At 69.2% G+C, this 18,377-nt stretch carries 16 protein-coding genes; 1 reads left to right on the forward strand and 15 read right to left on the reverse strand.

Annotated elements, in window-relative coordinates:
* Positions 1-9 precede the first annotated feature (9 nt).
* The 6 genes from J7E89_RS29120 to J7E89_RS29145 all read right to left on the reverse strand — a co-directional run bounded on the left by J7E89_RS29120 (position 10) and on the right by J7E89_RS29145 (position 5,714).
* On the reverse strand, positions 10-1,596 hold the full coding sequence (locus J7E89_RS29120) for a Na+/H+ antiporter (protein ID WP_214977441.1): 1,587 nt from the start codon (positions 1,594-1,596) through the stop codon (positions 10-12).
* A gap of 53 nt (positions 1,597-1,649) precedes the next feature.
* Positions 1,650-2,615 carry a glycoside hydrolase family 5 protein gene (locus tag J7E89_RS29125; RefSeq protein ID WP_251061255.1) on the reverse strand — a complete coding sequence of 322 codons (966 nt, stop codon included), beginning with the start codon at positions 2,613-2,615 and terminating at the stop codon, positions 1,650-1,652.
* 208 nt (positions 2,616-2,823) lie between these two features.
* A complete protein-coding gene (locus tag J7E89_RS29130) occupies positions 2,824-3,297 on the reverse strand; it encodes a GNAT family N-acetyltransferase (protein ID WP_214977443.1) in 474 nt (157 codons plus the stop codon).
* A gap of 10 nt (positions 3,298-3,307) precedes the next feature.
* Positions 3,308-4,249: an RluA family pseudouridine synthase gene (locus J7E89_RS29135; RefSeq protein WP_214977444.1), complete on the reverse strand. Its 942-nt coding sequence runs from the start codon at positions 4,247-4,249 to the stop codon at positions 3,308-3,310.
* A 17-nt stretch (positions 4,250-4,266) separates the two neighbouring features.
* Positions 4,267-4,878 (reverse strand): signal peptidase II, encoded by a 612-nt coding sequence (lspA, locus tag J7E89_RS29140; protein ID WP_214977445.1) that lies wholly within the window; start codon positions 4,876-4,878, stop codon positions 4,267-4,269.
* Between the two features lie 71 nt (positions 4,879-4,949).
* Complete coding sequence (locus J7E89_RS29145) at positions 4,950-5,714, reverse strand: TraR/DksA C4-type zinc finger protein (protein ID WP_214977446.1); 765 nt, start codon at positions 5,712-5,714, stop codon at positions 4,950-4,952.
* A 568-nt stretch (positions 5,715-6,282) separates the two neighbouring features.
* Here J7E89_RS29145 and ileS point away from each other — a divergent pair.
* Positions 6,283-9,420 (forward strand): isoleucine--tRNA ligase, encoded by a 3,138-nt coding sequence (ileS, locus tag J7E89_RS29150; RefSeq protein WP_214977447.1) that lies wholly within the window; start codon positions 6,283-6,285, stop codon positions 9,418-9,420.
* A 300-nt stretch (positions 9,421-9,720) separates the two neighbouring features.
* On the opposite strand, the gene J7E89_RS29155 is transcribed toward ileS, so the two are convergent.
* From J7E89_RS29155 to ftsW, 9 genes are all read right to left on the reverse strand, one after another.
* The gene (locus tag J7E89_RS29155; RefSeq protein ID WP_214977448.1) at positions 9,721-10,941 is read right to left on the reverse strand and encodes a DivIVA domain-containing protein; all 1,221 of its coding nucleotides are present in this window, start codon (positions 10,939-10,941) and stop codon (positions 9,721-9,723) included.
* A gap of 49 nt (positions 10,942-10,990) precedes the next feature.
* A complete protein-coding gene (locus J7E89_RS29160) occupies positions 10,991-11,275 on the reverse strand; it encodes a YggT family protein (protein WP_214977449.1) in 285 nt (94 codons plus the stop codon).
* 70 nt (positions 11,276-11,345) lie between these two features.
* Positions 11,346-11,963, reverse strand: coding sequence for a cell division protein SepF (locus J7E89_RS29165; RefSeq protein WP_214977450.1), 618 nt, complete (start codon positions 11,961-11,963; stop codon positions 11,346-11,348).
* A 140-nt stretch (positions 11,964-12,103) separates the two neighbouring features.
* Positions 12,104-12,823 (reverse strand): YggS family pyridoxal phosphate-dependent enzyme, encoded by a 720-nt coding sequence (locus tag J7E89_RS29170; RefSeq protein ID WP_214977451.1) that lies wholly within the window; start codon positions 12,821-12,823, stop codon positions 12,104-12,106.
* A 3-nt stretch (positions 12,824-12,826) separates the two neighbouring features.
* Complete coding sequence (pgeF, locus tag J7E89_RS29175) at positions 12,827-13,537, reverse strand: peptidoglycan editing factor PgeF (protein WP_214977590.1); 711 nt, start codon at positions 13,535-13,537, stop codon at positions 12,827-12,829.
* A gap of 23 nt (positions 13,538-13,560) precedes the next feature.
* Complete coding sequence (gene ftsZ / locus J7E89_RS29180; protein WP_214977452.1) at positions 13,561-14,793, reverse strand: cell division protein FtsZ; 1,233 nt, start codon at positions 14,791-14,793, stop codon at positions 13,561-13,563.
* A gap of 272 nt (positions 14,794-15,065) precedes the next feature.
* Complete coding sequence (locus J7E89_RS29185) at positions 15,066-15,881, reverse strand: FtsQ-type POTRA domain-containing protein (RefSeq protein ID WP_214977453.1); 816 nt, start codon at positions 15,879-15,881, stop codon at positions 15,066-15,068.
* 37 nt (positions 15,882-15,918) lie between these two features.
* Positions 15,919-17,013 carry an undecaprenyldiphospho-muramoylpentapeptide beta-N-acetylglucosaminyltransferase gene (gene murG / locus J7E89_RS29190; RefSeq protein ID WP_214977454.1) on the reverse strand — a complete coding sequence of 365 codons (1,095 nt, stop codon included), beginning with the start codon at positions 17,011-17,013 and terminating at the stop codon, positions 15,919-15,921.
* Positions 17,014-17,019: 6 nt separating this feature from the next.
* A complete protein-coding gene (ftsW, locus tag J7E89_RS29195) occupies positions 17,020-18,354 on the reverse strand; it encodes a putative lipid II flippase FtsW (RefSeq protein ID WP_214977591.1) in 1,335 nt (444 codons plus the stop codon).
* Positions 18,355-18,377 lie beyond the last annotated feature (23 nt).

An 18,377-nucleotide genomic window follows, 5' to 3' on the forward strand; every position in this document is an offset into this window, starting at 1 on the left:
GCGAGGCGCCTACCTCAGGCTGCGCACATCAAGGTGATGCAGCACCCGGTCCACAACCTCCGGGTCCGCCCCCGGTTCGTTCCGCGCGGACAGCACCTCGTGCCGCGCCGCCGACATCATCTCGCGCTGGATCCGGTGCACGGACTTCATCCGCTCGACGCGCTGCGCGTACGCCTCGCGCCGCTCCTCGTCCACGATCTCCGGACTGATCCTGGCCCCGATGTCGAACGCACCGCGCAGGAGCCGCTCCAGGACGTCCTCCGGCAGCTCCTCGACGTCCTGGATCTCCTTCAGCCTGCGCTTGGCGGCCTTGGCTGCCCGCACCGCGAGCTCATGTTCGAGCTCGCGCTCCACCCCCGTGTCCGCGCGTACGCCGAGCCTGCGCACCAGCCACGGCAGCGTGAGCCCCTGAACGACGAGTGTCGTCAGGATGACGGCGAACGCGATGAAGATGATCTCGTCCCGCGCCGGGAACGGCGAACCGTCGGCCGTCCTGAGCGGAATCGCCAGCGCCAGCGCGACCGACGCCACGCCCCGCATCCCCGACCACCACATGACTACGGTCTCCCGCCAGCTGACGGGAATGTCCTCGTCGTAGTCCCGGAGCGTGTGCAGCCGCTTGGCCAGCCAGGTCGCCGGCAGCAGCCACGCCAGCCGTACGCCGACGACGACTCCTACGATCGCCGCACCCCAGCCGAGCATCGCGCCCAGGCGGTCCTCGGCCGTACCGAAGACGTTGTGCAGCTCAAGGCCGATCAGCCCGAAGGCGACACCGGTGACCAGAGTGTCGACGATCTGCCAGAACGTCCGTCCGGCGATGCGGCCGAGTACGTCGTCGGCGTCGACGGCGTGCTCCGCCAGATAGAGCGCGATGACGAGCACGGCGAGCACGCCGGACCCCTTGAACTCCTCCGCCAGCACATAGGCGACGAAGGGCGCCAGCAGCGTCAGGCTGATCTGCAGGGTCGCGTCGTCGAGGTAGCCCATCAGCTTGTCGGTCATCCAGCCGAGCCCGAACCCGACGACGACGGCGACGAGCGCGGAAAGGAAGAGCTCGCCGACCGCGACCGGCCAGGAGAACGTTCCGCTCACCGCCGCCGCGATCGCCACGTGATAGAGCACGATGGCCGTCACATCGTTGAACAGCCCTTCGCCCTCCAGGATCGACACGAGCCGCCGCGGCAGCCCCAGCGACCCGGCCACGGCGGTCGCCGCGACCGGGTCGGGCGGGGCGACGAGCGCGCCCAGCGCGATGGCCGCGGCGAGCGGCAGCCCCGGGACGAGGGCGCCCGCGACCGCGGCCACCGCGGCCATCGTCACGAAGACGAGCGCCACAGCGAGCAGCAGGATGGGCCTGATATTCGCGGCGAACTGCCGCCAGGAGGTGCGCTGTACGGCGGCGTACAGCAGCGGCGGCAGGACCAGCGGCAGGATGTACTCGGGCGCGATCTCGACGTTCGGTACGAACGGCAGCAGCGCCATAACGATCCCGGCGAGCGTCATCAGTACCGGCGCCGGCAGCCCGAGGCGCTCTCCGAGCGGCACCGTGACGACGGCCCCCAGCAACAGCAGGAACAGCAGGGCCAATTGATCCACGGTGCACCATCCGGCGGTTCGGAATCTCGACGATCAAGACCCCAAGCGTGCCACTACTCCCGGATTCGCTGCCGGATCCAGACGCCGGCTTCCTTCAGTACGCCGTTGCCGGTCCAGGTGTCTCCGGCACAGGTGCCGGTCTTGAAGACGGCTCCCGAGCGGTCGTCGTCGGAGTAGTTCCAATTGGTCCAGGAGATCTTCTTGCGCTTCATCAGGTCGAGGAAGCGCTGGGACTGGGCGAAGTCGTTGGCGCCCTCGCCGGCGTAGTTCTGCGTGCCGAACTCGGTGACGAACACCGGGAGCCGGTCGGAGGCCCGGTTGAGGGCGTCCAGGTACTCGCCCTGGTGCGAGGCGGCGTAGAAGTGGAAGGTGTACATGATGTTGGAGGCGTTCACCGGGTTACGGACGACCTCCTGCTCGTCGGCGCCCTCCGAGACGCCGAACGACGACCACGCGCGCGTGCCGACCAGGACCACGGCGTCCTGGTCCTGCGCCCTGATGACGGGGATGATCGTCTCGGCGTACGACTTGATCTTCGACCAGCTCGTGCCGGACGGCTCGTTGGCAATCTCGTAGAGGACACCGGGGTTGTCCTTGTACTTCTTCGCCATCGCGGTGAAGAAGGTCTTGGCGCGCGAGAGATTGAAGTTGGGGTCGCCCGGGTCGAGCATGTGCCAGTCGATCACGGCGTACATGCCGCGCCGGTGGGCGCCGTCGACGAATTTCTGGGCCAGCGCGGTGAAGCGCTGCGGGTCGTTCTCGTAGCCGCCCTCCTGGACGTACGTCGAGACGCGCAGGACGTCGGCGCGCCAGTCACTGGCGAGGGCGTCGAGCGACCCGTCGGTGACGCACTGGGAGTACCACTGGGTGCCGTGGGTGCTCATTCCGCGCAGTTGGACGGCCTGGCCCTGCTCGTTGCAGAGCTGGCGGCCGCAGACCTTGAGCTGTCCGTTGGCGGAGACGGCGGAGGAGGCGGAGGAGGCGGATTCGGTGGCGCCGACAGGCGATTGGAGTGCCATCACAACTCCGAGCGCCAAGGTGAAGAGCAGGGGCTTGCGCATGGGGTGGTGCTCCCTTCGGGTGGGGCCGGTACGGGAGTTCGCGTGAAAGTTAGGGTTCTTTCCAATGACCCGTCAAGAATGTTGGGAAACTTTCCTAACTATTAGCGGGCAGCAAAATGGGGCCACAGCCGTGAGCTGTGACCCCATGAACGCCTCTGAGCTGCGACTACAACCCGCGCCTCATCGCCTGGTGCGGAATCCCCGCGTCCGGGAATTCCGGCCCGTACACGGCGTACCCGAGCCGCTCGTAGAAGCCGAGCGCGTGCGTTTGCGCGTGCAGGTCCACCGCGCGCAGACCGCGCTCCCGCGCCGCGTCCTCGATCGCCCGCACCAGCGCCGCCCCGACGCCGAGCCCGCGCGCCTCGCGGCTGACGGCCAGCCGGCCGAGCGAGCCGACCGACTCGTCCCCGCCGGTCTTGCCGGCCGCGGCGGCGCCGTACAGCAGCCGTCCCGTACCGAGCGGCAGCCCCTCGCCGGTCACGGCCAGGACGTGCACCGCGCCGGCGCCGTAAGCGTCGTACTCGATGTCGGCGGGCACCCGCTGCTCGACGACGAAGACCTGCTTGCGCACGGCGAAACAGGCCTCCATGTCGGCAGGCCCTTCAGCGATCCGGACGACGTACGCAGCAGACGTGCTCATCGCCGCGCGCTCACTCGCTCTCGGCGCGGATGACGTCAAGCGCCTTCTGCAGGTCGGCGGGGTACGAGCTCTCGAACTCGACCCACTGCCCGTCCGACGGGTGCTCGAAGCCGAGCCGCATCGCGTGCAGCCACTGCCGCGTCAGGCCGAGCCGCTTGCCCATCGTCGGGTCGGCGCCGTACGTCAGGTCGCCCACGCACGGGTGCCGGTGAGCGGACATGTGCACGCGGATCTGGTGCGTACGCCCCGTCTCCAGCTTGATGTCGAGGAGCGACGCGGCGCGGAACGCCTCGATCAGGTCGTAGTGCGTGACGGAGGGCTTGCCCTCGGCCGTCACGGCCCACTTGTAGTCGTGGTTGGGGTGGCGCCCGATCGGGGCGTCGATGGTGCCGCTCATCGGGTCGGGGTGGCCCTGGACCAGCGCGTGGTACTTCTTCACGACGACCCGGTCCCGGAACTGCGCCTTGAGCAGGGTGTACGCCCGCTCCGACTTGGCCACGACCATGAGGCCCGACGTACCCACGTCGAGGCGGTGCACGATGCCCTGGCGCTCAGCGGCGCCCGAGGTCGAGATGCGGTATCCGGCGGCGGCGAGCCCGCCGATCACGGTGGTGCCGGTCCAGCCGGGGCTGGGGTGGGCGGCGACGCCGACCGGCTTGTCTATGACGACGATGTCGTCGTCGTCGTGCACGATCTCCATGCCCTCGACGGGCTCGGCGACGATCTGTACGGGGGCTGCGGCCTGCGGCATCTCCACCTCGAGCCAGGCCCCGCCGTGGACCCGCTCGGACTTCCCGACCACCGCCCCGTCGACCTGAACCTTCCCGGCGGCGGCAAGCTCGGCCGCCTTCGTGCGGGAAAACCCGAACATCCGGGAAATGGCGGCGTCGACGCGCTCGCCCTCAAGGCCATCGGGTACGGGCAGGGTGCGGAACTCGGGAATGGTACTCACCCGTCGAGTATGCCTTGTCAGTCCTTGTGAACGGTCCCGTCGGGGTCCAGCCCCCGGAACGAGAGGATCACAATCAGAATGCCGCCGCACACGATCGCCGAGTCCGCGAGGTTGAACACCGCGAAGTTCGCCGGCGCGATGAAGTCGACGACAGCGCCCTTGAAGACGCCCGGCGAGCGGAAGATCCGGTCGGTCAGGTTGCCGAGCGCGCCGCCGAGCAGCAGGCCCAGCGCGATGGCCCAGGGCAGGCTGTAGAGCTTGCGCGCGAGCCGGGCGATCACCACGATCACGGAGGCCGCGATGGCCGTGAAGATGACGGTGAAGGCCTCGCCGATGCCGAACGCGGCGCCCGCGTTCCTGATCGCCTCGAACCTCAGGAGGTCACCGATGACCTCGATCGGCTCGTGATGCTCCAGCTTGGCCACCACGAGCATCTTGGTGCTCAGATCGAGCACATAGGCGATGAGGGCAACCGTGAACAGCACAGCGATCCTGCGCTTGCCCCTGCCCGCCGGCTGCTCGTCCGCAGCCGTGTCCGGGGCCGCCGCATCGGAGGTCTCCTCCGGCTCAGCTCCCCCAACCTCATCAGGGGTATCCGGCGTACCGATGATGCGCTCCGCCTCTGCCACGTGAGTCCCTCAACCTAGGTGCCTGACTGAGGACGAGGGTACGGCACACACGTACGGACAGACTTGTGGTGTCAGTAGCGGCGCTCCTGCTTCTGCTTGTCCTCCATGCACAGCGTGGCGCGCGGGAAGGCCTGCATGCGCGCCTTGCCGATCGGCTTGCCGCAGACCTCACAGAGTCCGTACGTCCCGGCGTCCAGCCGCTCCAGGGCCCGCTCGGTCTGTTCCAGACGCTCGCGGGCGCTGGCCGCCAGTGCCAGCTCGTACTCCCGGGAGATGTTCTTGGTACCGGTGTCGGCCTGGTCGTCGCCCGCACCGTCCCCGGAGTCCCGCATCAGCCCGGTCACCGCCGCCTCCGACGCGATGATCTCGGCCCTGAGACCGGCGACCTCCTGTTCCAGCGCGGCCCGTGCCTCTGCGACCTCGTCCGGGGTCCAGGGATCCTCCCCCGGCCTGACGGCGAGCTCGTCGGGGGCCGCCGGGACGACCGTGCGGGACGTGGGAAGTGCTGTCGTCGTAGCCGTGGCCGCCTTCTTGGCGGCCGTGGTCCTGCTCGCGGTCTTCTTGGCAACCACCGTCTTGGCTCCTGTCTCTTCCGCGGCCGCAGCCGCCCCCTTGGCCGCAGGAGCGGCCCTCTTCGCAGCCGCCTTCTCGGCAGGTGCCTTCTTGGCCGGTGCCGCCTTCTTCGCGACGGCCTTCTTCGCGACGCTCTTCTTCGCGGCGGTCTCCTTGGCGGCGGCCTTTTTCGCGACGGCCTTCTTCGCGACGGCTGCGTTGTCCGCGTCCTCCGTCGTGCCGATCCCGTCTGCGCTCTCTGCGGCGGTCTTCTTAGCCACCATGGCCGCGGCCCCTTCACATATTGTGATCTTGCTCGCGCATCGTGCTGGGACGATAAGTCGACCCCAGCCCCGCGGCAACGGGGCACGCCGCCGGTTCGGCCCCGCCGCACGCGGGACACGGTGAGCCTGCATCGGTTGTGCCCAGCTCTCCGCCCGGTAATCCGCTCGGAGGGCGCGGACGGAGTCCGCAGAGCGGCGTATGGCCATTCGGGTTATCGCCGTACGCTCCGGCGCCGCGCGAAAAACGGGGCGGCCCCCCGGCCCCCCGGCCCGTACACTGGGCGCAGCGAAAGGCCTCGAAGGGGACGAGTAGCGTCGTACGCAGCCAAGAGCGACCCGGGGACGGTGTGAGCCCGGGGGCAGGCCCGACGTGAAGCATCACCCCTGAGCCGCCGGAAGAAAGCTTTGAACAGTGGGCTCCGCCCACGGACGCAAGGCCAGTAGAACCGGCATCGCTGCCCCAATGAGGGGGTCACGGGCGCCGCCCGGGGCCAAGGAGGGTGGTACCGCGGGAGCAGCACAGCGCTCTCGTCCCTCCGACGGAAGTCACAGTCCGCCGGAGGAATCGATGTCGATGTACCGCCAGGTGCCCGCCCAGGTCGACCTGCCCGCGCTCGAGCACGCCGTGCTCGAATTCTGGCGCGAGAACAAGGTCTTCTCGAAGAGTCTCGAACAGTCCGAGGGACGCCCGGAGTGGGTGTTCTACGAGGGCCCGCCCACCGCCAACGGCATGCCGGGCGCGCACCACATCGAGGCCCGCGTCTTCAAGGACGTCTTCCCGCGCTTCCGCACCATGCGGGGCTATCACGTCGCCCGCAAGGCCGGCTGGGACTGCCACGGCCTGCCCGTCGAGCTCGCCGTCGAGAAGGAGCTCGGCTTCAACGGCAAGAAGGACATCGAGGCGTACGGCATCGCGGAGTTCAACGCGAAGTGCCGCGAGTCGGTGACCCGCCACACCGACGCCTTCGCCGAGCTCACAACCCGCATGGGGTACTGGACGGACCTCGACAACGCGTACCGGACCATGGACCCGTCGTACGTCCAGTCGGTCTGGTGGTCCCTGAAGGAGATCTTCAACAAGGACCTGCTGGTCCAGGACCACCGCGTGGCCCCTTGGTGCCCCCGCTGCGGCACGGGCCTGTCCGACCACGAGCTGGCGCAGGGTTACGAGACGGTCGTCGACCCCTCGGTCTTCGTCCGCCTCCCCCTCACCTCGGGCCCGCTCGCGGGCGAGGCGTCGCTGCTGATCTGGACGACGACGCCCTGGACCCTCGTCTCCAACACGGCGGTGGCGGCCCACCCGGACGTCACCTACGTGGTGGCCACGAACGGCGAAGAGAACCTCGTCGTCGCCCAGCCCCTCCTGGAAAAGTCCCTGGGCGAAGGCTGGCAGTCCACCGGCCAGACCTTCACCGGCGCGGAGATGGAGCGCTGGACGTACGAGCGCCCCTTCGCCCTGGTCGAGTTCGAAAAGCCGGCCCACTTCGTGGTGAACGCCGACTACGTCACCACCGAGGACGGCACGGGTCTGGTCCACCAGGCCCCCGCATTCGGTGAGGACGACCTGAAGACCTGCCGGGCGTACGGCCTCCCGGTGGTCAACCCGGTCCTCCCGGACGGCACCTTCGCCCCGGAACTCACACTCGTCGGCGGCCAGTTCTTCAAGAAGGCCGACGAGGCCCTCACCGCGGACCTGGACGCGCGCGGCCTGCTCTTCCGCCACACCCCGTACGAGCACAGCTACCCGCACTGCTGGCGCTGCCACACCGCGCTTCTGTACTACGCACAGCCGTCCTGGTACATCAGGACCACCGCGGTCAAGGACGCGATGCTGCGCGAGAACGAACGGACGAACTGGTTCCCGGACTCGGTGAAGCAGGGCCGCTTCGGCGACTGGCTGAACAACAACATCGACTGGGCGCTGTCCCGCAACCGCTACTGGGGCACCCCGCTCCCGATCTGGCGCTGCGAGGACAACCACCTCACGTGCGTGGGCTCGCTGGCCGAGCTCTCGGACCTGACCGGCACCGACCAGTCGTCCCTGGACCCGCACCGCCCGTACATCGACGCGGTCACGTTCCCCTGCCCCACCTGTCAGCAGACCGCGACGCGCGTCCCCGAGGTCATCGACGCCTGGTACGACTCGGGCTCCATGCCGTTCGCGCAGTGGGGCTACCCGTACCAGAACAAGGAGCTCTTCGAGAAGCGCTACCCGGCGCAGTTCATCTCGGAGGCCATCGACCAGACCCGCGGCTGGTTCTACACGCTCATGGCGGTGGGCACGCTGGTCTTCGACAAGTCGTCGTACGAGAACGTCGTCTGCCTGGGTCACATCCTGGCCGAGGACGGCCGGAAGATGTCGAAGCACCTGGGCAACATCCTCCAGCCCATCCCGCTCATGGACCAGCACGGCGCCGACGCGGTCCGCTGGTTCATGGCGGCCGGCGGCTCGCCGTGGGCGGCGCGCCGAGTGGGCCACGGCACGATCCAGGAGGTGGTGAGGAAAACCCTCCTCACCTACTGGAACACGGTCGCCTTCCAGGCCCTGTACGCCCGTACGTCGAACTGGGCGCCCAGCGCCGCGGACCCGGCCCCGGCCGACCGCCCGGTCCTGGACCGCTGGCTCCTGTCGGAACTCCACGCGCTGACGGACCAGGTCACGCAGTCGATGGAGTCGTACGACACCCAACGAGCAGGCAAGCTCCTCTCTTCCTTCGTCGACGACCTGTCGAACTGGTACGTGCGCCGCTCGCGCCGCCGCTTCTGGCAGGGCGACAAGGCGGCGCTGCGCACCCTGCACGACGTAGTCGAGACGATCACGCGCCTGATGGCCCCGCTCACCCCCTTCATCACCGAGCGGGTCTGGCAGGACATGATCGCCCCGGTCACGCCGGACGCCCCGGAGTCGGTCCACCTCTCGACGTGGCCGGACCCCGACCTCACAGCGATCGACCCCACGCTCTCCCGGCAGATGGCGCTGGTACGCCGCCTGGTCGAGCTGGGGCGGGCGACGCGGGCGGAGTCGGGCGTCAAGACCCGCCAGCCGCTGTCCCGGGCCCTGATGGCGGCCTCGGGCTTCGAGTCCCTGACCCCGGAGCTCCAGGCGCAGATCACGGAGGAGCTGAACGTCTCCTCGCTCGCGTCCCTCTCGGAGGTCGGCGGCTCCCTCGTCGACACGACCGCCAAGGCGAACTTCCGCGCCCTCGGCAAGCGCTTCGGCAAGGGCGTCCAAGCAGTGGCCAAGGCGGTGGCGGAGGCGGACGCGGCAGCCCTCTCCCTTGCCCTGCGCGAGGGCACGGCAACGGTGCCGGTGGAGGGCGAATCGGTCACACTCTCCCCCGACGAAGTGATCATCACCGAGACCCCGCGCGAGGGCTGGTCGGTGGCCTCGGACTCGGGCGCGACGGTCGCGCTGGACCTGGAGATCACCCCGGAGCTGCGGCGGGCGGGCCTGGCCCGTGACGCGATCCGGTTGATCCAGGAGGCCCGCAAGAACAGCGGCCTGGACGTGGCGGACCGCATCGCGGTCCGCTGGACCACCACGTCCGAGGAGACGGCGGCTGCCCTGTCCGAACACGCGGCCCTGATCGCGGACGAGGTCCTGGCCCTGGACTTCGCGTCCTCGGAAGCGGACGCCACGTACGGCACTCCCTTCACAGACGAGGGCCTGTCCCTGACCTTCCGCCTCCGCAAGACCGAGGCGTAACGCCGGGGGAAGGGCCCGGCCGACTGAGTCGGCCGGGCCCTTTCGTGTTTCCCCTACTCGCCCCTACCCGCCCCTTACCGAACCGGGGGCAAGCCCCCAGACCCCTGCTGCCGCACCCCTCCAGCCTTTCCGGCGTCTGAGGGGCGGGTCCGGGGCGGAGCCCCCGAGCCCGCCGCAGGCGCCACCCACCCGCACCCACCCCTGCGTGCGTACGCAAAAGGGCCGGGCCCCGGGGATAAATCCCCGGGGCCCGGCCCTCAGCCTGCCGACGGCTACGCGCTCAGCGCGCGCAAGCGCCCGTCAGTTGTCGTCCTCGTCGATCAGGAACCCACGCATCGGCGAGGGCGCCTGCTGCATCGGCTGCGGCGCCTGCGGCCGAACCGGAGCCATCGGCTGAGTCATCGCCGGTGACATCTGCTGCTGGCCACCGTACGACGGACCGTTCGAGGACTGGCCGTGGCCGCCCATCGACGGGTTGCCACCCATGGAGTGCCCCATCGAACCCGCACCGGCCTGCGCCATGGAACCGCTCATCTGCGGAGCCGGCGGCAGCGACGCGGTCGCCGGAGTCCGCGGCGGAGCCAGCGAGTCGTCCGACTGGGTCTCCAGCTGACGCAGCTGGCTCTCCAGGTAGGACTTCAGCCGGGTACGGTACTCGCGCTCGAAGCCACGCAGGTCCTCGACCTTGCGCTCCAGCGTCGCGCGGGCCGACTCCAGCGAGCCCATCGCCACGCGGTGCTTCTCCTGCGCGTCCCGCTCCAGCGCGTCCGCCTTCGCACGGGCGTCCCGCTCCAGACCCTCGGCGCGGCTGCGTGCCTCACCGACGATCTTGTTGGCCTCGGAACGGGCCTCGGCGATCGCCTGGTCGGCGGTCTGCTGCGCCAGCGAGAGCACACGTGCGGCGCTGTCGCCGCCGGGGCCCTGACCGGGCTGCGGGAGCTGCGGACCGTGACCGCCCATGGGGCCGCCCATCGGGCCACCCATGCCCTGGCCCATCTGGCCCTGACCCATCTGCTGGCCCATCTGGCCCTGCATCTGGCCCTGACCCATCGGGCCCTGCCCCATCGGGCCGGGACCGTGCTGGCCCTGACCGTGCTGGCCCTGACCGTGCTGACCGGGACCGAGCTGGCCCTGACCCATCTGACCCTGACCGTGCTGGCCCTGCTGCTGGTGACCACTGGGTCCGGCGGGCAGCTGCGGCGCACCACCGGGCAGCTGGGGCGGACCCATCTGCGGCGGTTGCTGCTGGACCGGCGGGCCGGATATGGCCGCAGGCACGGGCGCGCCGGGACGATCCTGCTGCTCCGGCGGCTTGCGCATACCCTGCTGCTGCTGGTTCTGCGCGGCGGCACGCGTCGCGGCGGCCAGCTTGGCGCGCAGGTCCTCGTTCTCGCGCAGCAGGCGCGTCAGTTCGGCTTCGACCTCATCGAGGAAGGCATCGACCTCGTCCTCGTCATAGCCTTCTCGGAGGCGGACGGTCGTGAACTGCTTGTTCCGCACGTCCTCGGGGGTCAACGGCATCTCTTCTTCACCTCTACGTAGTCGTCGGCAGTCGGCAAGACCGTATCGCTCACACCCTGACCACGATGGTGATCAAGATGTAGACGATGATCATCAGAACGAAGAAGGACAGGTCGAGTGCCACGCCCCCGAGACGCAGCGGCGGAATGAACCGCCGCAGGAGCTTGAGCGGTGGATCGGTGACAGTGTAGGTGGCCTCCAGAACGACCACCATCGCCTTGCCGGGTTCCCATGAGCGCGCGAACTGGAAGACGTAATCCATGACCAGCCGGAAGATCAGCACGATGAGGAAACACATCAGCGCGATGTAGATCACGTCCAGTGCCACACTCATCTCGTGCTTCCCTCTCCCCGTGCTCTCACAACTCCGGCCTGCCGGCCGGGTTCGTTCCCGTTGTCATGTCTCAGCTCTGGTTGAAGAAACCGCCCTCTGCGATACGGGCCTTGTCCTCCGCCGTGACATCGACGTTAGCAGGCGACAACAGGAACACCTTCTGCGTCACTCGCTCAATGCTGCCATGCAGGCCGAAGACGAGTCCCGCCGCAAAGTCGACAAGTCGCTTCGCGTCCGTGTCGTCCATCTCGGTCAGGTTCATGATCACCGGCGTGCCCTCGCGGAAGTGTTCCCCGATGGTACGGGCCTCGTTGTAGGTCCGGGGGTGCAGCGTGGTGATGCGGTAGGGCTCCCGCTCGGACACAACCTTGGGCATGATCACCGGTGCGTTCTTCTCCAGGTTCGGACGTTCAGGTGTGATGGATGCCACGGGGGCAATACGTGCGGGTCGTCCGATTTCCGCGGAAAGCGGAGCGACGTGGGGCGCAGGCTCGCGCTGCGCGGGCGGCTGCACCACGCGGACCGGTTCTTCGTGCCGCTCCTGGTGCGGGGGCTGGTGCCGGCGGTGCTCCCGCTCGGGCTCCGGCTCGGGCTCGAAATCGTCATCGGGATCGAAACCCCGGCCGTCGTACCCATCGTCCTCCACGAGGCCGAGGTAGACCGCCATCTTGCGCATCGCGCCGGCCATTCTCTGAGTCCTCCGCTCTGTGGTGGATCGCCCTTGCTGCCAATCTCGCAGCGTCACCAAGTGCCCGCGATCCACTCGGCCCGCCCACTATCAGTGGGAATGACCATATTTTCTGCTGTGGTCCGACTTGCTTCGCGACGTTACCCGAGCCTGGGGCGGACTCCGAGCACCGCAGTACCGACGCGTACATGTGTCGCTCCGGCGGCCACGGCCTGCTCAAGGTCCGCACTCATCCCCGCGGAGACCATGTTCGCAGCCGGATGGGCGGCGCGCAGGCTGGATGAGAATTCCATCAGCCGCTCGAACGCCGCCTGTTCGCGCCCCGCGTACGGTCCGGCGAGCGGCACGACCGTCATCAGCCCGCCGAGCCTCAGGCCCGGTGCGTCGGCCACCTTCGCGGCCAACTCCTCGATACCGTCGGGCGCGACGCCGCCGCGCTCCCCCCGCTCGCCCGACTCCGCGTCGAGTGCGACCTGAATGAGGCAGTCCAGCTCGCGCCCGGCCCGTACCGCCGCCGTAGACAGCGCAGTAACGAGCTTCGCGCGGTCGACGGACTGAACAACATCGGCATAACTCGCAACAGAACGGACCTTATTGGTCTGAAGCTGTCCGACGAAGTGCCAGCTGACCGGCAGGTCCGCCGACTCGGCCGCCTTGGGGGCCGCCTCCTGGTCCTTGTTCTCCGCGACATGGCGTACGCCGAGCTCGGCGAGCAGGCGCACATCGCTCGCCGGGTACGTCTTGGTGACCACGATCAGGGTCACCTCCTCACGCGCCCGCCCCGCGGCGGCGCACGCGGCGGAGATACGTTCCTCCACCTGCGCCAGATTTGCGGCGAGTTGAGTCTTACGGTCCGTCATGTCCTACCCATCCAGCCAGACATATCCGGCGAGCCGCCCCGTGGTGCGGTCCCGGCGGTACGAGAAGTGGTCGCGCGACTCCAGCGTGCAGACCGGCGACTGCCACCGGTCGCGTACGCCGAGCGCTTCGAGCTGGGCGTGCACTCCGGCGCTCACATCGACGGCCGGTCTTCCCCAACTGGTCTCCGACCAGGCCGCGGGCACGACTTCCGCGACCTCGGCTCGCATCCGCTCCGGTACTTCGTAGCAGCGCCCGCAGACGGCGGGCCCCGTACGCGCGGTGATACGGGAAGGATCGGCGCCCAGTGTGATCATCGCCTCGACTGCGGCGGGAACGACCCCCGCGACCATGCCGGGGCGTCCCGCGTGTGCGGCGGCCGCGACACCGGCGACCGGGTCGGCCAGCAGAACGGGCGTGCAGTCCGCGGTGAGTACGGCGAGCGCGAGTCCGCGCCGGGCGGTCACGACGGCGTCGACGGGAGGAATTCCCGCGTCGCCCCACGGCCCTTCGACCACGGCCACGTCCCGCCCGTGCACCTGATTCATCCAGACGACCAGGTCCGGGTCGAGACCGAGCGACTTGGCCGCGAGTTCCCGGTTGCCGAGCACGGCGGCGGGGTCGTCGCCGACCGCGCCGCCGAGATTGAGCTCCTCGTACGGAACGGCGCTCACCCCGCCCCACCTGTCGGTGAAGGCGAAGTGGGCGCCGCCCACGTGTATCGCGTCTTGCCGCACTGTCACTTCAAGAAGTCCGGGACATCCAGCTCTTCGGCCTGGCTGTCCTGGTGGTACGGACGTGCCGGCGGCACGTGCGTCGCCGACGGGACCGGCGTGCTCGGCAGCTCGTGCGCCGGGGCGGCCTCGGCCTGGGCCGGGGCCGGCTCCTCGCGCTCGCGCGGCGGGACCGTACCGATGCCGCCGGCCGGCCGAGAGGTCTCGGCGGGCCGGGACGGTGCGGGCTCCTCGCGCTTGGCGGCCGCCCCCGAGCTGGCGCCCAGCACGTTCTCGCGGCGGGCCGGCGGCTGTCCGCCGTCGAAGCCCGCGGCGATGACGGTGACCCGTACCTCGTCGCCCAGCGCGTCGTCGATGACCGCGCCGAAGATGATGTTGGCCTCGGGGTGAGCGGCCTCGCTCACCAGCTGCGCGGCCTCGTTGATCTCGAAGAGCCCGAGGTCCGAGCCACCCGAGATGGAGAGCAGCACGCCACGGGCGCCGTCGATGGAGGCCTCCAGGAGCGGCGAGGAGATCGCCATCTCCGCCGCCGCCACCGCGCGGTCGTCGCCGCGCGCCGACCCGATGCCCATGAGAGCCGAACCGGCCTCCGACATGACCGACTTGACATCGGCGAAGTCGAGGTTGATCAGACCCGGAGTCGTAATGAGATCGGTGATGCCCTGAACACCGCTCAGCAGGACCTGGTCCGCCGACTTGAAGGCATCCAGCACGCTGACCTGACGGTCCGAGATGGACAGTAGCCGGTCGTTCGGGATGACGATGAGGGTGTCGACCTCTTCGCGGAGCTCGGCGATGCCGTCCTCCGCCTGGTTCGCGCGGCGCCGGCCCTCGAAGGTGAACGGGCGGGTGACCACACCGATCGTGAGGGCGCCGAGCGAACGCGCGATGTTGGCGACGACGGGTGCGCCACCGGTTCCGGTGCCACCGCCTTCGCCGGCCGTGACGAAGACCATGTCGGCCCCCTTGAGGACCTCCTCGATCTCCTCGCGGTGGTCCTCTGCCGCCTTGCGGCCGACTGCCGGGTTGGCTCCGGCGCCGAGGCCGCGGGTCAGTTCACGTCCGACGTCGAGCTTGACGTCGGCGTCGCTCATCAACAGGGCTTGCGCGTCGGTGTTGATCGCGATGAACTCGACGCCCTTGAGACCGACCTCGATCATTCGGTTGATGGCATTGACACCACCGCCGCCGACACCGATGACCTTGATGACTGCGAGGTAGTTCTGCGGTGCTGCCACGTCGAAGGCCTCTCGCCTCGAGTTACGTGCCGCCGCGGGGTTGCAGCGCCGCGACGACTGATGCCGATTGGGACGGTCCGAACGCCGACCCGAACCCTAACGGTGAAGTTTAGGGTTACCAGTGTGTCTGTTCCTTGGACTCTCCGAACAGGACACTAAGTCGACAAGTGGCGCACGTTCAACGAACACGCCGAACCTCCCGTTTTTCTTTTCACCCTATGTGATCACCCATATCGCTGGCCAACCAGGGTGCTGGCCAGCACGTATGACCGTCAACTCCCCGACGCGGCGGGCGCGGTGGGCGCACTCACATTGAAGTGCCCGGCCCCCGGAGCTGCTTTCATGAGCGCCTTCAGTGCTCGCGCCTTCGCCTCTCCCTGCTCGGCGCTGCCCCAGATGACAGTACGGTCCCCACCCAGCCCCAGGGTGATGGAGTCGTACGAGCCGACCTGGATGGTGCGTACGTCGGGAGCCACAGTCTCCGGCAGATCACCCGTCACCCGTACCGCCTCACGGAGCAGTCGATCGGCGCCGAAGCGGCGCAGACTCGGGGAGTCGCCGGACACCAATTCCAGCAGCGGCACGCCCGCGGGCGCCTTGGCGACCGTGGCGAACCGCACACTCTCATCGTCCACTTCGATGAAGTTTGCGCCCTTTTTCATGAGCAGTACCGGCTTTCGCTCGGTCACTTTCAGACCAATGCCGTGCGGCCATGAACGAACGACTTCCACCGAGTCGATACGGGGCAATTTCCGGCGCAGCCGGTCCTCGATGTCGTCCGTGTCGACTGAAATCAGAGGCGCCCCGACCGGGACGGCCGCGGCATCCAGTACCTCATTGGGCGTCAGAACCTGCGTGCCCGACGCCTTCACCTGCTCCACGCGCAACCAGGAAGAGCCGTAAAGCACCCAGATTCCGCCCCCCGTACCCAGCACCGCCAGGACGAGTACCAGGATCAGGACGCCACGCCCGGGCAGCCGGAAGCGGCGGCCGGCTCCACCCCGACCGGCAGGGCCGTGCGGCGGGCGGGCCGCCGACGACCCCTGCGCCTGTCGTTCACCGCGCTGGGCGGTCGTCGGTCCGGCCACTGCCTGTCGCCTCCTGGGACCTGCGTCGGTGGGCCGTTCAGCCGGCCCTGCGTGCGGCGATCGCCTCGTACACCATGCCGACGAGCAGGTCGTCGGCGTCCCGGCGGCCGAACTCGGCGGCGGCGCGGGACATCTCGAACAGCCGGTGCGGGTCCGCGAGGACCGGCAGCACCTGGCTCTGCACCCACTCGGGCGTCAGCTGCGCGTCGTCGACCAGCAGGCCGCCTCCGGCGTTGACCACCGGCTGGGCGTTGAGCCGCTGCTCGCCGTTACCGATGGGCAGCGGGACGTAGGCGGCGGGCAGCCCGACGGCGGAGAGTTCGGCGACGGTCATCGCGCCCGCGCGGCAGAGCATCATGTCGGCCGCTGCGTACGCGAGGTCCATCCGGTCCACGTACGGTACCGGGATGTACGGCGGCATCCCGGGCATGTTGTCCACGCGCGGCAGTTCGTTCTTGGGGCCGACCGCATGCAGGATCTGGATGCCGGAGCGCTGGAGCACCGGCGCGATCTGCTGCACCACCTCGTTGAGCCGCCGCGCGCCCTGCGAGCCGCCGGAGACCAGCAGCGTCGGCAGGTTCGGGTCGAGACCGAAGGCGGCACGCGCCTCCGGGCGGACCCGGGCCCGGTCGAGGGTGGCGATGGTGCGGCGCAGCGGGATGCCGATGTAGCGGGCGCCGCGCAGCTTGCTGTCGGGGGTGGAGACGGCGACGGCGTGCGCGTAGCGCGAGCCGATCTTGTTGGCGAGGCCGGGCCTGGCGTTGGCCTCGTGGACGATGATCGGTACGCCGAGGCGCTTGGCCGCGAGGTAGCCGGGCAGGGCGACGTAACCGCCGAAGCCGACGACGCAGTCCGCCTTCGTACGCTCCAGGATCTGCTCGGCGGCCTTGATGGTGCCGCGCAGCCGCCCGGGAACGGTGATCAGTTCGGGGGTGGGCCTGCGGGGCAGCGGCACCGCCGGGATCAGCCCGAGTTCGTAGCCGCGCTCGGGTACGAGCCTGGTCTCAAGTCCGCGCTCCGTGCCGAGGGCTGTGATGCCCACGGAAGGGTCCTGCCTCCGCAGTGCGTCCGCGAGGGCAAGCGCGGGCTCGATGTGGCCGGCGGTCCCCCCACCGGCGAGTACGACATGCACCGAAATTCACCGCTCTCCGGACGGACGCTTCTTGACGCGCCGTCTCATCGTCTTCCATCTCACCCCGGCCCCTTTGCCAAGGACTGTCCTTCGCATGGCGAGGGCGGCCTTCGCAGCGGGATCCTCTCGCGCGAAGGCGATCAGCAACCCTACGGCGAACATGGTCGGCAACAGGGACGAGCCCCCGTAGGAGAACAGCGGGAGCGGGACCCCGGCGATCGGCAGCAGGCCGAGCACCGCACCGATATTGACCACGGCCTGAGCCGTGATCCAGGTGGTCACACCTCCCGCGGCGTACCTCACGAAGGGGTCCTCCGTGCGTCCGGCCACGCGGATACCCGCATAGCCTAGAGCCGCGAAGAGGGCGAGTACCGACAGCGTCCCCGCCAGACCCAGTTCCTCACCCGTGATCGCGAAGATGAAGTCGGTGTGCGGCTCGGGGAGTTGACCCCATTTCTCCACACTTGCACCCAGCCCGGAACCGAACCATCCGCCCGACGCCAGAGCATAGATTCCGTGCACCGCCTGCCAGCATTCACCCTTGGGGCCGAGGTCGGTCGCGCCGGTGCAGGCGAGGCGCGACATCCGGTTGGGGTTGTTGCTGATGAGGACAAAGCCGACGAAGGCCGCGAAGCCGAGCACGCCGGCGAAGAGCCGGGTGGGCGCTCCCGCGAGCCACAGCAGGCCGAAGAGGATGGCGGTGAGGAGGATCGCCGTACCCATGTCGCCGCCGAGCATGATCAGGCCGAGCAGCAGGAAGGCGACCGGGACGAGCGGCACCAGCATGTGCTTCCACTGGGTCAGCAGCCGCTTCTCCTGCTTGCGGGCGAGCAGGTCGGCCCCCCACAGGACGAGAGCCAGCTTGCCGAACTCGCTGGGCTGGAGCATGAAGGGGCCGCCCAGCGAGATCCAGTTCTGATTGCCGCCGATCGCCACTCCTATCCCGGGGATCTGGACGAGCACCATCAGGAAGACGGACACGGCCAGCAGCGGGTACGAGAGCGCGCGGTGCAGCTTGGCGGGCATCCGGGAGGCGGCGAGCAGCAGAGCCGTGCCGATGAGCGCGGCGAGGAACTGCTTGCGGAAGAAGTACGAGGCGGGCAGCGACAGCTCCAGCGCCTTGATCATCGACGCCGAGTAGACCATCACGAGGCCGAGCACGGTGATCAGCAGGGCGCTGCCCAGGATGAGGTAGTACGCCGTGAGAGGCCGGTCCCAGGTGCGGCGCGCCTGCTCGTACAGCCGGCGCGGACCGTTCTCACCGGGCGGTCTCGGCAGGAGCCTGCCGCGGCGGCGCGTGGCGGCCGGACGGCGGGGGGTCCGCGTCCCGGCCGACCGCATCCGTACCGTCCCGGCCCCGGAGC

It is taken from the genome of Streptomyces sp. ISL-100, assembly GCF_018614615.1.
GTDB lineage: Bacteria > Actinomycetota > Actinomycetes > Streptomycetales > Streptomycetaceae > Streptomyces.